Here is a 16,413-nt window from a genome sequence, read left to right as displayed (position 1 = left end):
TGAGACCCGCATTGTGGGATCCTTGCCCGTCGTAACGAAGAAGAATATAAAAACACCTAACTCTGAACACCAGTTTCATCATCTGTTATCGAAACTGTGTCAAACTGTCCGCAAAGATATTGTTCTCCACGTCGAGTCAGCCGATACTTTCCTCGTTCGATCTTTTCAACGAACCCGTGGTCAGCTAATTTGATCAAGCGACGGTTCACCTCTTTCTGACTGAAGCCGGTATTGAATGCGACAATCGACGGTGTCAGTGTCAGATTGGTACCGTGCATCATCTCCAAGATTTTATCGTCCATCGGCGTCATCCAGTCATCCTGTTGACGTATACGGTCGGGATCGTTCAGTAATACCCGTGCCCACTCTGTTGTTCGGACATCGTTCAATACAGGATCATAAAAGCCGAGGATGACCAGGAGTGCAGCAATCCCGTGAACCCAATGGATGAGAGATGGCGCAAACAGTTCAGTGATTGGTCCGCCGATTACGGCTAAGACCAATCCGGCGACCGTGAGGAGCATGAACCGTCGGTACGCCGTCACTGATTCCTCAAGCCAGAGGAAATACAACAACTCGAGCGCAACCACAATTCCGACTGCTAGATTATATCCGGCGAAGGGTGTCAGTCCGTCCACGACAACTCACCCCAGTGACTGACGCTGTTGAATCTGGTAGTGTCTAAGTATCAGCAGGCCAAGGAATATTGCAATAATCGTGTTTGCTGCGCTTCGAAGCACGTGCAGGACCAGCGTATCTGGCCCAACGATGAGCAACATTGTGTGGTATATCGTCAAAATGACCATCACGAGTGAGAGAAGAGCAATTGCCAAACCGAATGGTGAGTCTCGGAAAATGCCCCATGACAGGAGCGCGAACACCCCGGCGCCAGTACCGGTGACGAGTGCAAAAGGGATACCGAGGAGCTGAATGTCAGGGGGTATCATACAATGACCTATGGGTTTCCGAATCGTTAAACTACGGCCTGAGATTGCATCGATGGCACGGCAGTACGAACATCCCCGCGCACGGAATGGCCCGCTCGTGGGACTGATGTCGGTGATCGGACTCCCGGTATCGTTCCCAACGTCACAAGAGTAGGCTCGTGTGCACTCTTCAGAACATCGGCAACGTTTTGTGGGCAGTTCAACTTCACAGTCGAAGTCCTTTCAAGAGGTGTCTCATCATTCAACGCTAATACTGCATTAGGGGATGGAGTGGGGACTGGCTCAGCTATGCGCCGAAGAAACCGCCGATTTAACTCACTACAACAATTTCTGCAACGGCCTCACCGATTAGTCACACCCTGGGACTTGGTGTGAGTATTACTCCTCACTGTTTAGTCGGATTGTCATGCGGTATGGATAACAAAGTCGGTTGTCGTCGACGGATCGAGTGCAATGGCACTGACCGAAATCGACCACGTCAGCGAGAACGACCGAATGGCTGAGTGTATTGACAACTGCTTCGAGGCGGCCCAAGCCTGTGAGTGGTGCGCCGACGAATGCATCCAGATGGGCGATGAGGAGATGGCACGCTGTATTGAATTGTGTCGAGACGTTGCCGATCTTACGACTACGCACGCTCGGTTCATGGTCCGTGATTCCGGGTACAGTAGCGATCTCGCAGGCATTTGCGCCGATGCCTGTGAAGAGTGTGCGGACGAGTGTGACCAATTCGATGCTGAACATTGCCAAGTCTGTGCTGATGTGCTACAGGAGTGTGCCGACTCCTGTCGAGACATGGCATCGGCCTGAGGCCCCAATCCACCGCGATTCGTCGATATAAGCGCCAATCGCTTTCGACGACCCGAATATGGGCACCGACGAATGAATACGATGATGAAACTCACCGCCGGCGGCAACAGTGCGCTCGGCTGCTGGCTGATTGTGGCACCGTTCGTTCTCGATGCGCCGGCAGCCGGCCGCTGGAATGATGTGCTCGTCGGTGCTGCGATCGCCCTCGTTGCCGGCTACAATTACACGAAAGCGCTCAGACGACAGTCCGTGAGCGCACGTGGCGCAGGATTTGTCACAGTTCTCGGATGCTGGCTCATTGTTGCACCGTTCGCCCTTGGTCTTGAGAGCCCGATACTGTGGAACGACGTCGTCTCAGGAACTGTCGTGGCGGGCATTGGAAGCTATAATATATACATCGCAACTGCTGTCGGCCGCAACGAGTCTTTTCGTATGACTGCCGAATAAAGATCGTACCCGTCCATAATCGAGGTATTGCCAGACAACCGAGCGATCGATCTGAGTACTAAAACACCACAAAGCCACACACTCATGCAGTACAAACAACTCACGGAGTACGGCGCGATCGGCGACGGGAATACGGTCGCCCTCGTCGGCCGTGACGGCTCGATCGATTGGTGTCCGTTCCCGCACGTCGAGTCGCCGAGCGTCTTCGCCGCGATACTCGACGCCGATCGCGGCGGTCGCTTCGTTGTCCACCCGACGCAGTCGTTCGAGTCCGTCCAACGGTATCGCGATCGGACTGCCGTCCTCGAGACGACGTTCCAGACCGCTGACGGCAGCGCGACAGTAACGGACTTCATGCCGGTCACCGAGGCGACCAGATCGGCCGACCGGCAGCCCGCCATCTACCGGAAGCTGGACTGTGACAATGGCCCACTTGAGTTCGAGGTCGCATTCGAGCCGCGGTTCGACTACGCACGGGACGTACCCGCCGTCGAACCGGCTGCCGACGGCGTCGTCGCGATCGGTGCTGACGAGCAGGCCGTCCTCTCAAGCGACATGCCGCTTGAACCGTCGACCGACAGCCACGAGGCGAGCGCGACAGTGACACTCGAGGCCGGTGAGACGCGCTGGCTGGTCCTCGGCTACGGCGAGGCGATCCCGCTTGAACCGTCACGACATGGGGAGACCTTCGAGGGCGTTGTTGACTACTGGCGGGCATGGAGCCATGACTGCGACGGTACGGCCTGTCCTATTGGCGGCCCGTGGCACGACCTGGCGGTTCGGTCGTCACTTGTCCTCAAACTCCTCATCCACCGGGAGACAGGCGCGGTGTGTGCGGCGCCGACAACCTCGCTCCCCGAGAACCTCGGCGGCGTCCGCAACTGGGACTACCGGTTCAACTGGATCCGCGACGCGGCCTTCACGGTCCAGGCGATGGCCGAACTGGACCACCTCGACGAGGCGCGCTCGTACTTCCAGCTCTGTCTCGACCATTGCCGGGATCACGACCCCGCCGAAATCCCACCGGTCTACGGGCTTCATGGCGGCGACGACCTCGAAGAGTGCATCCTTGATCACCTCGAGGGTTATCGCGGATCGGCCCCCGTTCGCGTTGGCAACGCGGCCCGCCAGCAGCGCCAGCTCGATGTCTACGGCGAATTGATCCTCGCGATCTACGAGAGCGTTCGTTACGGCGAGGCAGTGACGACCGACGACTGGGCGGTCATATGCGATCTCATCGACTACGTCTGCGAGGGATGGGACCAGCCCGGCGCCAGCATCTGGGAGCCCCGCGATGACCCACAACAGTACGTCTACTCGAAAGTGATGTGCTGGGCAGCACTGGATCGCGGGATTAAGCTCGCTGAGGCTGCCGGCGACGACGTGTCAGCTCCACTCGAGCGCTGGAGGACGTGCCGCGAGGACGTTCGCGACGCGATCCTCGAGCGCGGATACAGCGAGCGTGTGGACAGCTTCGTCCAAGCGTTCGGCGACGAGACGCTTGACGCGGCGAACCTGCTCATTCCGGTCGTGGGCTTCCTTCCCCCCGATGACGCTCGCGTCCAGGGCACGATCGACGCGACGATCAACCGCCTGGCGACCGACGACGGCCTCGTCCGGCGCTACGAAGGCGACGACGGGCTCCCTGGTGAGGCGAGTCCGTTCGTCGTCTGCTCATTCTGGCTCGTCATGGCACTCGCGCTGGCGGGGCGGAACGACGAAGCGACCGATCGCTTCGAGTCCGTCCTTGAGTACGCCAGCCCGCTCGGGTTGTTTGCCGAGGCGATCGATCCCGAAACCGGCGAACAGCGTGGCAACTTCCCACAGGCGTACAGTCACATTGGACTCATCAATAGCGTCCTCTATCTCGCCGACGCGGACGGCTCGAGCGGTGGGTCACGGGCGCCGCTCGGACGCGACGAGTGGAATGAGGACGAGGGCTTGAGCGAGGAGATCATCCGGCAACCGACCGATACCGAGAGAACAGATACCCAATGACTGACGAGAGACGCGACGACTTGAACGGAGAACCGACCGATCCGGGAGCGCGACACTCGAGAGCGAACAAGAGAGATCTACACGACGAGAATAGTAGTGGGAAGCACGAAGACGACCGAGAACGGAACGACGGTAACGGTGACGGATCGATGCGTCCAGGCGACATGATGCTCTCCCACCCTACGGAGGAGATCTGGCCCCAGTATGCTGTCATCTCGCTTGGAGTCTGGCTCGTCGTGAGCCCGCCAACGTTGGGCTATGAGAGTACATTGATGACCTGGGGTACCGTTCTCACCGGACTTGTCTTGATCGCGCTTGCCGGTATCACGATCTACCGGGAGAGCGGCTATGCCAACTATGCCAACGGCTTCGTCGGCCTGTGGCTGGTGTTCTCGCCGATCGCGTTCTGGGCGCCGACGGCCGCGGCGTACGCCAACAACATGCTCGTGGGCGTCATGGTGATTACATTCACGGTGCTCATCGTGATGCGCTCGGAGATGGAGGGGCCGGCCGTTCCCCCGGGCTGGTCGTATAACCCCTCGACAGGCGCACAACGCGCACCGCTCGTCGTACTCGGGGTATTCGGCTTCTTCGCCTCGTGGTACATGGCCGCCTACCAACTCGGGTACATCGGTAGCGCCTGGGATCCGCTGTATGGCACAGGTACCGAGCAGATCCTCACGTCGAAGGTGTCAGCGGCGTTCCCGGTCTCTGATGCGGGCCTCGGTGCGGTTGCCTACTCCGTCGAGGCTTTAATGGCCTTTATGGGTGACCGTCGACGGTGGCGCACCATGCCGTGGATGGTCACTTTCTTCGGCATTGTCGTGATCCCGCTGGGCTTCGTTCAGGTACTATTGGTCATCATGCAGCCGATTATGGTCGGGACGTGGTGTACGCTTTGTCTCCTGTCGGCGTTCGGCATGTTGTGGATGATCTCGCTGACGGTTGACGAGGTCGTCGCGATGGGACAATACCTTGTTCGGCTGATGCGCCAGGGAGACAGCCTCTGGACCGCCTTCTGGATGGGCGGAATGATCTCTGAGGACGAGTCTGGCGTCGACGAGACCGAGACGCGACCGATTGGCGACTCACCAGTTAGCGAGCCGTTCTGGGGTGTTTCGATCCCCTGGACGTTGCTCGTTGCGATGGCGCTGGGCGTCTGGTTCATGCTCTCGCCGACCATCTTCGGGACCTCGGGTCTCATGGCCGACAGCAGCCACCTCATGGGTTCGCTGGTCGTCTCCTTCACCGTGATCGCGACCGCCGAACCTGCTCGTGCGATTCGATTCCTCAATATCCCACTCGCTGTGTGGATTATCACCGTGCCATGGTTGGTCGCCGACGTCCCGACGATCGCCGCAATCAACGCCACCGTCGCTGGCACGCTTGTCCTGTTCCTCAGCATCCCGCGCGGTCCGATCGTGGACCGCTACGGCGGCTGGGAGCGCTACGCCACCCTCGAATCAGTTAGCCGATTGAACCCCCTGAGTAACTAACCATGTCCGAATCAACCGATACAGAAGTCGTCGTTATCACAGGTGCATCAGCCGGCGCTGGGCGAGCCACCGCTTGTGCCTTCGCCGAACGCGGCGCGAAGATCGGCCTGCTCGCACGGGGCGAGGACGGACTCGAGGGTGCGCGCGAGGAGGTCGAGGGAGCCGGCGGCGAAGCGATCGTTGTCCCGACGGATGTCGCCGACCCCGAGCAGGTTGAGGCTGCAGCTGAGTCCGTCGAGGACGCGTTCGGACCGATCGACGTCTGGGTGAATAATGCGATGGTGTCGGTCTTCTCGCCAGCTGCGGAGATGACCGCCGAGGACTACCGCCGTGTTACCAAGGTCACGTACCTGGGCTATGTCCACGGAACGCAGGCCGCACTCGACCGAATGCGGCCCCGCGACGAGGGAACGATCGTGCAGGTCGGCTCGGCGCTAGCGTATCGCGGTATCCCGCTCCAGTCGGCCTACTGCGGGGCGAAACACGCGATCCAAGGATACACGGAATCCGTACGAACAGAACTTATCCACGATGATTGTGATGTGCAGCTCTCAATGGTGCAGATGCCCGCGATGAATACTCCACAATTCGAGTGGTCAAAGAGCCGACTGCCGCAGAAACCCCAACCGGTGCCACCGATCTATCAGCCAGAGGTCGCCGCTCGAGCGATCACTTGGACCGTCGATCGCGGCAAGGACGAACTATGGGTCGGGCGCTCGACAGTAAAGGCAATCCTCGGCAACCGGCTTATCCCACGCCGGCTCGACAACTATCTCGCGAGTGGTGGTTACGACTCCCAGTTAACCGACGAGCAGGCCGATCCTGATCGGAAACACAATCTCTATGAGCCGGTAGCGGGCGACTTGGGCGCTCACGGGTCATTCGACGACCAGGCACGCAACCAGAGCTACCAGCTGCAGGCGTCAATACATCGGCGCACACTTGCCCTACTCGCTGGCCTCATAGCAGCGATCGTGAGCGCAATTCTCGGTCAGCGTATCATCTTCTCTGACTAACTGCTGGTAGCGATTGTTATACTACAGCCTTAGTCCTTCGTGGCAACGGTATTAGCTTGAAATAGTGGCACATCTTTGAACTTGTAGAAATTGTTGATAAAGAAAGAGCGCTAACCTGTATCAATCAGTTACCGTTAGTGGTTCTCTTCGTGACCTCCGTGGTCATCTTCGCCACTTGCGTGTCCACCATGCTCACTTTCGCCACCATTTTGGACCATCTCGTTCAGCTCGCGGATCTTCTCATGAGTTTCGTCGGGCAGTTCAGACTGTGGCTCAGACATTCCCGGCTGATTATCAAGGTTGGGATCACCGACGACAACGCTCCCGATCATTCCCGTGTTTTCGTGTGGACGACAGTAGTAATCATAGATACCTTTGGTTTCGAACGTGTGTTCAAAGGTTATTCCTTGTTCGTCAACCGTCCCACTATCCCATGCCTCAGCGTCATCAGGGATCCGCTGGGGCTTGTCGTTCGACGGTGCATAAGCGGTCGTCGTATGAGAACCGCTCTTGAGCGTCCACGTGACCGTCTCTCCGGGTTCGATTTCGACAACGTGGGGCTCGAAGTGAGTTCCAGAGTCGTTCGTCATCATTGTTACTTCGGCTGCACTCTCAGACGTACTGTCCGTTTCATCAGGGCTGTTCTCGTTCCCAGAGTCTGACTTCGTTTCATTGCTCTGATTGTCGGGGACCTCGCTCGAGTTAGCAGCCCCCTCATCCGGGTTGATATCGTTCTCTGATTGGTCGTCTCCGGTCAGACAACCGGCAAGTCCAGTTACAATTGCACCACTAGCTATCTCAAGTACGTGCCGCCGAGATGACCGATCGCTCATTGTGATTGCTAAATTGGCGATACGTCTCCTCTGGTTTCCTTATTCGACGTATAATATCAACAGTTATCCAACTTTCGTCAGGAAGATATCTAATTAGATGCCATTTTGCTAGGAATACATATATCATCTCACTTTTAGGCGCGGGAGAAGGTCAATTGCAAATCTGAGTCTCAATAGTTACTCAGCTTTGCACGTTGTATGGACCTTGGATCGTCGTTATCGCTCGTGCTTGGCGAAACACCCGGTAGCTTGTTTCAATGGCTGAGTGCTTTCGATAGAGTTGTTCGGCCTGCTTGGGCGTGCGATCAGTCAGATCGCACGCCACGTATCCTCGTACGACCTCACCATGTTTTCCGCGATCTCCGGCATAATAGGAGCAGCAACCGCGAGCGGGAACTCGATTACTGCCCCCAAACGCCTCAGCTAACCGCTCGCGCATGTACTCACGCCTTGGCTCTCGACTGTTAAATACAGAGCCTGAGTTCATCGCTGACTCTCACTAACGTTTAGCCCTCATTGACGCCGTTCGTACTAACACGTGGATCGATATATGGTCAAGCGGTGCTCGAACTTTAGTCGGCGGGTTGAGGACGCTCTGATGCGGACACGCCCGGAAGCGAGGGCAGCTCTAAATCCACCCGTCGGAGGAACTGGGCGTTGATTGCCACAATCACCGTCGAGAGCGACATCAACAGCGCACCCACTGCCGGTGAGAGTAGGATTCCGATCGGTGCCAACACTCCAGCGGCGAGTGGGATGGCGAAGACGTTGTACCCAGCCGCCCAGACGAGGTTCTCCTGCATCTTCCGATAGCTCGCCTTGCTCAGTTTCACGAGGCGGACCACGTCCGTCGGGTTGTTCTGGACGAGGATGATGTCCGCCGATTGCACCGCGACGTCCGTCCCGGAACCGATAGCGATACCGATGTCGGCCCGGGTGAGCGCCGGCGCGTCGTTCACGCCGTCACCGACCATCGCTACGAGATTCCCTCGCTCTTGCAGCTCCTGGACCTTCTCGTCCTTGTCTTCAGGGAGGACCTCGGCGAACACCGTGTCGATGCCGAGTTCGTCGGCGACCGCATTGGCGACGTCCTCGGAGTCACCGGTGAGCATCGCCACCTCGATGCCGAGTTCGTGAAGCGCATCGACGACGTGATAGCTCTTCTCCCGTATCACGTCCGCCAAGGCGAACGCCGCGACGAGCTCGCCGTCGCGGATGAGGTATACCACGGTGCGTGCATTCTCGCCGGAACGTTCGGCGAACGTTCGAAGTTGATCGGGAACCTCGCTCTCCAAGGTCGAAAGGAGGTTCGGCCCCCCAACGTGGACGGTCTGCCCATCGACGCGTGCCCGAACTCCCCGTCCTTTGATCGCCTCGAAGTCGGCCGCCCGGGGACTGGCGACGTCGCGTTCGTCGGCCGCCTCACGGATGGCCTCGGCGATCATGTGCTCGGAGTCGGCCTCGACGGCCGCCGCTAACCCCAGCGCCTCTTCTTCGGTCACACCCTCGACGGCCTCGATGTCTACGACGCCCTGCTCGCCCTCGGTGAGCGTTCCCGTCTTGTCGAAGATGATCGTATCGAGCTCTCGTGCTTGTTCCATAGCGATGCGGTCCCGGATGAGCATCCCGTTACGCGCGGCCAGCGACGTGTTTATAGCCACGACCAGCGGGATCGCCAGCCCGAGTGCGTGCGGACAGGCGATGACCAGCACCGTGACGACGCGCTCGATCACTTCGGCATTGAACGAGACGGCGACGGTCCAGGCGATAGCGGTCACGACTGCTGCGGCGAGGGCGACGTAGAAGAGCCAGCCCGCTGCTCGGTCGGCGAGCATCTGCGTCTGGGACTTGCTCTGCTGGGCCTCATCAACGAGCTGCATAATGCCGGCCAGTGTCGTTTCGTCGCCAGTCGCGTCGATACGGACTCGGAGGCTCCCGTCCCCGTTGACCGTCCCGCCGATGACCTCGTCGCCCGGTTCCTTCGAGACGGGCTTGGATTCGCCGGTGATCATCGCCTCATTCACGTCGGAGTCGCCCTCTTCGACAACGCCGTCGGCTGGGACGCTCGCCCCCGGACGGACGAGCACGAGATCACCTTCTTCGAGTTGGTTCACGGGGATCTCCTCGGTGTCACCAGACTCAGTGATCCGCTCGGCCGTATCGGGCATCAGCTTCGCCAGTTCATCGAGTGCGCTGGAGGCTCGCCGGACCGACCGCATCTCGATCCAGTGGCCCAGCAGCATGATGTCGATCAGCGTCACGAGTTCCCAGAAGAACGCTGACTGGGTCGGAAACACGACGCTTGCAAGACTGTAGACGAAGGCGACGGTGATCGCCATGGAAATGAGCGTCATCATTCCGGGCGAACGGTCTCGCAACTCGGGGACGGCCATCTGCAGGAAGGGAATCCCACCGTAGGCAAACACGATCACCGCGAAGACAGGATTAATCCATTCGCTGCCGGGGAACGCTGGAACCGAGAACCCGAGCCACTCTTGGAGGGTTTCGCTGTAGAGGAGGACTGGAATCGAGAGGAGCGTCGAGATGAAGAACCGCCGCCGGAACATCTGCTCGTGGCCTTCGTGCATCCCACCGTGGTCGCCATGGCCGTTGTCTCCACTGTGATCGCCATGACCATCGTGGGCAGTCTCTGATACCTGCGCCTCCTCTTCCAACATCTCCTGCTCAACGTGTGATTCCTCGTGATCTACGTTCTGCCGAGCTGAACGTCCATCAGGTTGGTCCTGATCCGAACCTAAGGGCATCTCGCCCCTATTCTCGTCATGATTGTGGCTATCGTGATTTGTCATTTGGTGTCTCCGTTTAGTGGAGCAGTTTCATCTGTGATCTGGCCAGCGGTTCGGATTCTCTCACTCATTCACCTATACGGGACCCATTTTTATGGTCTCTTTGCCTAGCAGACATAGGCAAACATCCCCCCGTAGTTTCCGAATTAAGGAAAACAGGTATTTGGATACGCGATCTAATTACCGCATGCGCACCTTAGACGAGACAGACTTCGAAATCCTTCGGCTCCTAACCGAAGATGCACGCCGGCCCTACCGTGAAATCGCTGACGCCGTCGATCTCAGTTCACCGTCGGTGTCTGACCGCGTTAGTCGTCTACAAGACATGGGAATAATCCGCCGGTTCACGCTCGATCTCGACCGCTCAAAACTCCGTGGAGGTGTTCCCGTTCTCGTGGAACTCGCAGTCCAACCCGATATGGTCGAAGATATCCGGGATACCCTTGCACTGGCAGATGGTGTTGAGCACGTGTTCACGGCCTCTGATCCTCGCGTATTCTTCCAGTCCCGTCTCCCGAATGCAGATGTTCGGACATTCTTGATAGACACGTTCGATACTGAGGAGTGGGAGGCGATTACTGATTACGAGGTCGTTGTCCTCACGAGTGCCGACTGGACACCCCAAGTCAGTGGTACCGACCTTGCAGTCACCTGTGCCCAGTGTGGCAACGACGTGAGTGAGGACGGTGAGACGCTCGAAATCGACGGCAGTTTGTACTATCTCTGTTGTCCCTCCTGTCTGGAGCAGTTCAAATCACGGTACGATCAGTTCAGCGCGAACGCCTGACTGAGTCACTTTCCCGTCCTCTTTGAGGGCGCTCCTTACAACCTCGTCTAAGGATACGAGACGAAAGGGATAACCAACCGGTCAAGAGTAGCAAACGTATGCAGAAGGTTACGCTCGATGACCTAGAGAACAATCCGATGAACGCCGACGTAACGAAACACGCGACGGAACCGCTGAACCTCAATAATCTGGCCCTGAACTACTTCGAACTTGAACCGGGCGACGAGTTTTCCGGCGGGTTGCACACGCATATGAATCAAGAAGAGGTCTTCTACGTCGTCGAGGGGACTGCGACGTTCCGTACAAAAGACGACGAAACCGCCGTTGAAAGCGGCGAAATAGTTAGATTCGAACCGGGAGAGTACCAGTCAGGGAAAAACGAAGGAGAGCAGCGGGTTCGCGCGATTGCACTCGGCGCTCCACAGGACGCTGGTGAGACTCGCGTTGCCGTGCCGTGTCAGGAATGTGGCGCGGACTATCACGTCGCCGAAGTTGGTGACGACGGTGTCTCGCTTTCGTGTCCGGACTGCGGAAACGATCCCGAACAGTAGGATACGCCGCAGAGGCGAGAGCAAGCGCACTGAAACCTCGGACTACGAGCGGAACTTCGACTCAAGTGGTTCTTTGTGAGATCAGTCAAGGGATTGGGTTGCTTCCCCTCCTGTCTCGTTTTCTACCGGGACATCTTCACTAAGTTCGGCATTCGGGAGCGTGAGCGCGACCAGGAACCCAATTACCATAATCACTGTCGCTGCCAGGAAGACCGCGCTGAAGCTGTTAGAAAGCGCGCTTGTCACGACTTGAGCGGCCTCCGGGGACAAGCTGTTAAGCATCGATGGGGTGATCTCTTCGCCGCCTTCGATGAGGTGCTGTGCAGTTGATTCATCGAGACTAGTCCCTGTGAGTCGGGTCGAGAGTTGATTTCCGAGGACGGCACCGAGTATTGCGACGCCGACCCCCTCCCCGAGCGTACGGCTGAACATAACCGACGACGTCACGACGCCCAGATCTTCTCTCTCAACGGCGTTCTGGACGCCCACTTCGAGTGTGGGCATCGTCAATCCGAGGCCACTCCCAGTCACGAACATAAACACGCTCGCCCAGAGGAGGCTGGTGTTGACATCCATCGTACTGAGGAGGTAGTAGCCTCCAGCGGCAAGGGCCGCACCCACGACAGTGAATGGCTTGTAATAGCCGAACCGGCTCATTAACTGTCCGGTGACAGCGGAGAGGACGATGAACCCGCCGATGAGTGGGACGAGGAGGAGACCGGCGTTCGTCCCGGAAACGTCAAGGACGGTCTGGAGGAAGATCGGAAGGTAGGTCAGCCCACCAAGCAGTCCGATGCCGACAACAGCAAAGCCGATGAAATCAATTCCCGCAATCGTCCGGTCCCCAAGGAGCGAGACCGGGAAGATTGGCTCGTCAATGCGGATCTCTTGGTAGACGAAGAGGCCAGTACTGGCGAGCAGAACTGCCCCGAGGGCGAGTATCTGACCGGAATTCCATTCGAAGCGAGAGCCACCCCAGGTCGTGATGAGTAATAGGGTGACCGTGGCGACAGTCAACAGGAGTGCACCAAGATAGTCGATGGTGTGGTCTTCGCTGGGAATCGGGAGGTCGAGATGAGTCTGGACCACTCCGAGGGCAACGAGTCCGATGGGGATGTTGATGAAGAAAATCCAGCGCCACGTGAAGTGTTCTGTAAGGTACCCACCGAGAATCGGACCGCCCATCGTGGCGAGGCCGAAGAGCACCATTACGTAACTGATGTACTTCCCGCGCTCACGGGGGGTGAAGAGGTCGCCGACAATGATGGTTGCCATCGAGAGGAGCCCGCCGCCACCGATTCCCTGGATTGCACGGAAGATCGTAATCTGTGCCATGCCACTCAGATACTGATCGAGTATCGGGATTTGCCCGGCGAAGCCGCTCAGAACGCTCCCAATGAGGAACGTGACGATGGCGAAACTGTAGACAGGTCCCCGACCGTAGATGTCCGAGAGTCGCCCGTAGAGTGCGATTGTGACGGTCACCGTAATGAGATAGCCCGTAATGAGCCAGGAGTAGCTCCCTACACCACTGAGATCCCCGACAATCGTTGGAAGTGCGGGAGAGATGATGGACTGGTCCATTGCCGCCATGAGCATTCCGGCTATCACACCTAGGAAGATGATCATACGCTGGCGGTTCGTCCCACTAAAGGAGGCCTCGCCGTCGTTGCGGGATTGCTCATTCATAGCTGTTCACCTCGTGCGTACCGACGAGCGTCACGCTCGGTAGCTCCAAGCGAGCTCGGGTTGATTGCCTTCGCATCACATCTACCTATACGTACCACTATTTAACGCGGTTTTTGCTTACCAGAACTAGGCAAATAGCAGTACTAACCTTTTATCCAAAGAATAAGGGTGGGGTTCGGCTATACAACCTGACGATGCTGATTTCGATTCAGACTACGTTTTCACCGTATAGAGTCTTTTGTATTGCAAGCCATTCGACGCCTGTAGACATCGAATTTATGGTTATTCCCATACTATATTTGTATTCTAAGGTAGTTCCCCAATTATTCCTAATTCCTGAAAGGGAAACTCCACTGAAGAAGGAGCCCGTATGTATAGGTGATGAGTCAGCGAAAAAGCCACATCGATATTCAGGGGATGAGCTGCGCGAACTGTTCGCAAACGATCTCCGACGCCGTCGGTTCACTTGACGGTGTCTCAGAGGTGAATATCAACTTCGCCACTGACGAGGGATCGGTAGCGTATGACCCCGAGGCTGTCTCACTCGGTGAGATTTACGACGCGATTGAGGACGCGGGTTACACGCCAGTGACCGACTCGGTCACGATTGCGATCACCGATATGTCGTGTGCGAACTGCTCGGAGACGATACAGGATGCACTCGAACGGACCCCAGGCGTCGTTGACGCCGACGTCAACTTCGCAACCGACGAGGCACAGATCATGTACAACCCGGCGGAGACGACTCTCGGGAGCTTCTACGACGCCATCGAGGACGCTGGCTACTCGCCTGTCCGAGAGGATGCTGAGACCGGCGATGGCTCAGGCGGCGATGCTCGAGAGGCCGCCCGCCAAGAAGAGGTCCGTCGGCAACTTCGGCTAACGCTGTTCGGCGCAGTACTATCCCTGCCCCTGCTGGTGTTCATGGCCGACCACCTGCTGGCGCTCGGGCTCGTCGGAGACGAGCTCTTCGGACTCCCGTCCGGATGGGTTGCGTTCGCGCTAGCGACACCCGTCCAGCTGGTACTCGGTAGACCGTTCTACAAGAACTCCTACAAGGCACTCGTCAAGAACGGCCGCGCCAACATGGACGTGCTGATCGCGCTGGGATCGACCACCGCATACGTCTACTCTGTGGCGGTTTTGCTAGAGCTAATCGCTGGTGGGCTGTACTTCGACACGGCGGCATTCATCCTCGTGTTCATCACGCTTGGTAACTACCTCGAGGCCCGCTCGAAGGGGCAGGCCGGTGAGGCGCTCCGGAAACTCCTTGAGATGGAGGCCGACACCGCCACCATCATCGATAAAAAGGGGAACGAGGAAGAAATCCCGCTCGAAGACGTCGATGTCGGCGACCGAATGAAGGTCCGCCCAGGCGAACAGATCCCGACCGACGGCGTCGTCGTCGACGGCCGGTCGGCAGTCGACGAGTCGATGGTCACCGGCGAGTCAGTCCCCGTCGAGAAGTCCGAGGGAGACGACGTCGTCGGTTCGACCATCAACGAGAACGGTGTCCTCATTGTCGAGGCGACGAAAGTCGGGAAGGACACCGCGCTCCAGCAGATCGTCCAGACGGTGAAGGAGGCACAGTCTCGTCAGCCCGACATCCAGAACGTCGCCGACCGCATCTCTGCGTACTTCGTCCCTGCAGTCATCGCGAACGCCGTCATCTGGGGCGTCGTCTGGTACTTATTCCCCGAGGTGCTCGCGGGCTTCGTCGACGCCCTCCCGCTGTGGGGACTCGTCGCAGGTGGCCCCGTCGCCGCAGGCGGCGTCTCGGTCTTCGAGTTCGCGATCATCGTGTTCGCCTCGTCCGTGCTGATCGCTTGTCCCTGTGCGCTGGGCCTGGCGACGCCCGCTGCGACGATGGTCGGAACGACCCTCGGTGCACAGAACGGCGTCCTGTTCAAGGGCGGTGACGTCCTCGAACGTGCCAAGGACGTCAACACGGTCGTCTTTGACAAGACCGGGACGCTCACGAAAGGCGAAATGGAGCTGACCGACGTCGTTATCTTCGACGGCGGCGGCCAGCCTCTCACCGAGGGTGGGAATCCTGCTACTGATGGCGGGCAACTCACTGCTGCTGAGCGGCTTAGTGAGGACGACGTACTTCGGCTCGCAGCGATCGCGGAGAGCGGGAGCGAACACCCGCTTGCCCGGGCGATTGTCGATGGAGCGAAAGCTCGCGGTATCGACGTGGCCAACCCCGACGACTTCGAGAACGTCCCCGGTCACGGCATTAAAGCGAACGTGAGCGGCAGCGAGGTGCTGGTCGGCAATCGGAAGCTCCTGCGTGACAACGGGATCGACCCATCGCCCGCTCAGGAGACGATGGAGCGCCTCGAGAACGAGGGGAAGACGGCGATGCTAGTCGCTTACGAAGGTGAACTCGTGGGCGTCGTCGCCGACGCCGACACGGTCAAGGAGAGTGCGAAGGACGCCGTGCGCCAGTTGCAGGAGCGCGGCGTCGACGTGATGATGATCACCGGCGACAACGAGCGTACTGCACGCGCCGTCGCTGAACAGGTCGGTATTGACCCCACAAACGTCCGTGCAGAAGTCCTGCCCGAGGACAAGTCGGACGCGGTTGAGTCCATCCAGGCCGACGGCCGGCAGGCGATGATGGTCGGTGACGGGGTCAACGACGCACCCGCACTCGCGGTTGCGTACGTCGGGACGGCCATCGGCTCGGGTACGGACGTGGCGATCGAGGCGGCGGACGTCACGTTGATGCGCGACGACCCCCTGGACGTGGTGAAGGCGATCCGCATCTCGGACGCAACGCTCGAGAAAATTAAGCAGAACCTCGTGTGGGCGCTGGGGTACAACACAGCGATGATTCCGCTGGCTTCGCTCGGGTTACTCCAACCCGTGCTCGCCGCCGGCGCGATGGCGTTCTCGAGTGTGTCGGTGCTGTCGAACAGCCTGTTGTTCCGCCGGTACACGCCCGATCACGACTACAAGCTACTCGGTCGTCTTCGCTAAAAACCTCAATGCGATTTCGCTTTAGTATTTTCCGAATACCGTATCTG

At 58.5% G+C, this 16,413-nt stretch carries 13 protein-coding genes and 1 pseudogene; 8 read left to right on the top strand and 6 right to left on the bottom strand.

Annotated elements, in window-relative coordinates; all coding sequences use genetic code 11:
* Positions 1-56 precede the first annotated feature (56 nt).
* Complete coding sequence (locus tag PGX04_RS05640) at positions 57-638, bottom strand: ArsR family transcriptional regulator (protein ID WP_273737607.1); 582 nt, start codon at positions 636-638, stop codon at positions 57-59.
* Between the two features lie 6 nt (positions 639-644).
* Positions 645-947: a hypothetical protein gene (locus PGX04_RS05635; protein ID WP_273737606.1), complete on the bottom strand. Its 303-nt coding sequence runs from the start codon at positions 945-947 to the stop codon at positions 645-647.
* 453 nt (positions 948-1,400) lie between these two features.
* Here PGX04_RS05635 and PGX04_RS05630 point away from each other — a divergent pair, with 453 nt between their 5' ends.
* The 5 genes from PGX04_RS05630 to PGX04_RS05610 all read left to right on the top strand — a co-directional run bounded on the left by PGX04_RS05630 (position 1,401) and on the right by PGX04_RS05610 (position 6,714).
* Positions 1,401-1,757, top strand: a complete 357-nt coding sequence (locus tag PGX04_RS05630; protein WP_273737605.1) for a four-helix bundle copper-binding protein — start codon at positions 1,401-1,403, stop codon at positions 1,755-1,757.
* A gap of 81 nt (positions 1,758-1,838) precedes the next feature.
* A complete protein-coding gene (locus PGX04_RS05625) occupies positions 1,839-2,204 on the top strand; it encodes an SPW repeat domain-containing protein (RefSeq protein WP_337959448.1) in 366 nt (121 codons plus the stop codon).
* Positions 2,205-2,288: 84 nt separating this feature from the next.
* Positions 2,289-4,202, top strand: coding sequence for a glycoside hydrolase family 15 protein (locus PGX04_RS05620; protein WP_273737603.1), 1,914 nt, complete (start codon positions 2,289-2,291; stop codon positions 4,200-4,202).
* On the top strand, positions 4,199-5,698 hold the full coding sequence (locus tag PGX04_RS05615; protein ID WP_273737602.1) for a vitamin K epoxide reductase family protein: 1,500 nt from the start codon (positions 4,199-4,201) through the stop codon (positions 5,696-5,698). Before PGX04_RS05620 ends, PGX04_RS05615 begins: the two co-directional genes overlap by 4 nt.
* A 2-nt stretch (positions 5,699-5,700) precedes the next feature.
* A complete protein-coding gene (locus PGX04_RS05610) occupies positions 5,701-6,714 on the top strand; it encodes an SDR family oxidoreductase (RefSeq protein ID WP_273737601.1) in 1,014 nt (337 codons plus the stop codon).
* Between the two features lie 134 nt (positions 6,715-6,848).
* Here the strand turns inward: PGX04_RS05610 and PGX04_RS05605 are convergent, their stop codons facing one another.
* The 3 genes and pseudogenes from PGX04_RS05605 to PGX04_RS05595 all read right to left on the bottom strand — a co-directional run bounded on the left by PGX04_RS05605 (position 6,849) and on the right by PGX04_RS05595 (position 10,135).
* Positions 6,849-7,547, bottom strand: coding sequence for a plastocyanin/azurin family copper-binding protein (locus tag PGX04_RS05605; protein ID WP_273737600.1), 699 nt, complete (start codon positions 7,545-7,547; stop codon positions 6,849-6,851).
* A gap of 199 nt (positions 7,548-7,746) precedes the next feature.
* Positions 7,747-7,949: pseudogene (locus PGX04_RS05600) on the bottom strand (ISH3 family transposase); the annotation flags it as partial.
* 170 nt (positions 7,950-8,119) lie between these two features.
* Positions 8,120-10,135 carry a copper-translocating P-type ATPase gene (locus tag PGX04_RS05595; RefSeq protein ID WP_273737667.1) on the bottom strand — a complete coding sequence of 672 codons (2,016 nt, stop codon included), beginning with the start codon at positions 10,133-10,135 and terminating at the stop codon, positions 8,120-8,122.
* Positions 10,136-10,541: 406 nt separating this feature from the next.
* Between PGX04_RS05595 and PGX04_RS05590 the strand changes: the two genes are divergently transcribed.
* Positions 10,542-11,141, top strand: a complete 600-nt coding sequence (locus tag PGX04_RS05590; protein WP_273737599.1) for a winged helix-turn-helix transcriptional regulator — start codon at positions 10,542-10,544, stop codon at positions 11,139-11,141.
* Positions 11,142-11,239: 98 nt separating this feature from the next.
* On the top strand, positions 11,240-11,692 hold the full coding sequence (locus tag PGX04_RS05585; protein WP_273737598.1) for a cupin domain-containing protein: 453 nt from the start codon (positions 11,240-11,242) through the stop codon (positions 11,690-11,692).
* An 81-nt stretch (positions 11,693-11,773) separates the two neighbouring features.
* Here the strand turns inward: PGX04_RS05585 and PGX04_RS05580 are convergent, their stop codons facing one another.
* On the bottom strand, positions 11,774-13,381 hold the full coding sequence (locus PGX04_RS05580) for an MDR family MFS transporter (protein ID WP_273737597.1): 1,608 nt from the start codon (positions 13,379-13,381) through the stop codon (positions 11,774-11,776).
* Between the two features lie 381 nt (positions 13,382-13,762).
* Between PGX04_RS05580 and PGX04_RS05575 the strand changes: the two genes are divergently transcribed.
* Positions 13,763-16,366 (top strand): heavy metal translocating P-type ATPase, encoded by a 2,604-nt coding sequence (locus PGX04_RS05575; protein ID WP_273737596.1) that lies wholly within the window; start codon positions 13,763-13,765, stop codon positions 16,364-16,366.
* Positions 16,367-16,413 lie beyond the last annotated feature (47 nt).

The sequence above is a fragment of the Natrinema soli genome (assembly GCF_028618695.1).
Note: the sequence above shows the minus strand (reverse complement) of the source record. Positions and strands in the feature narration are given on the sequence as shown.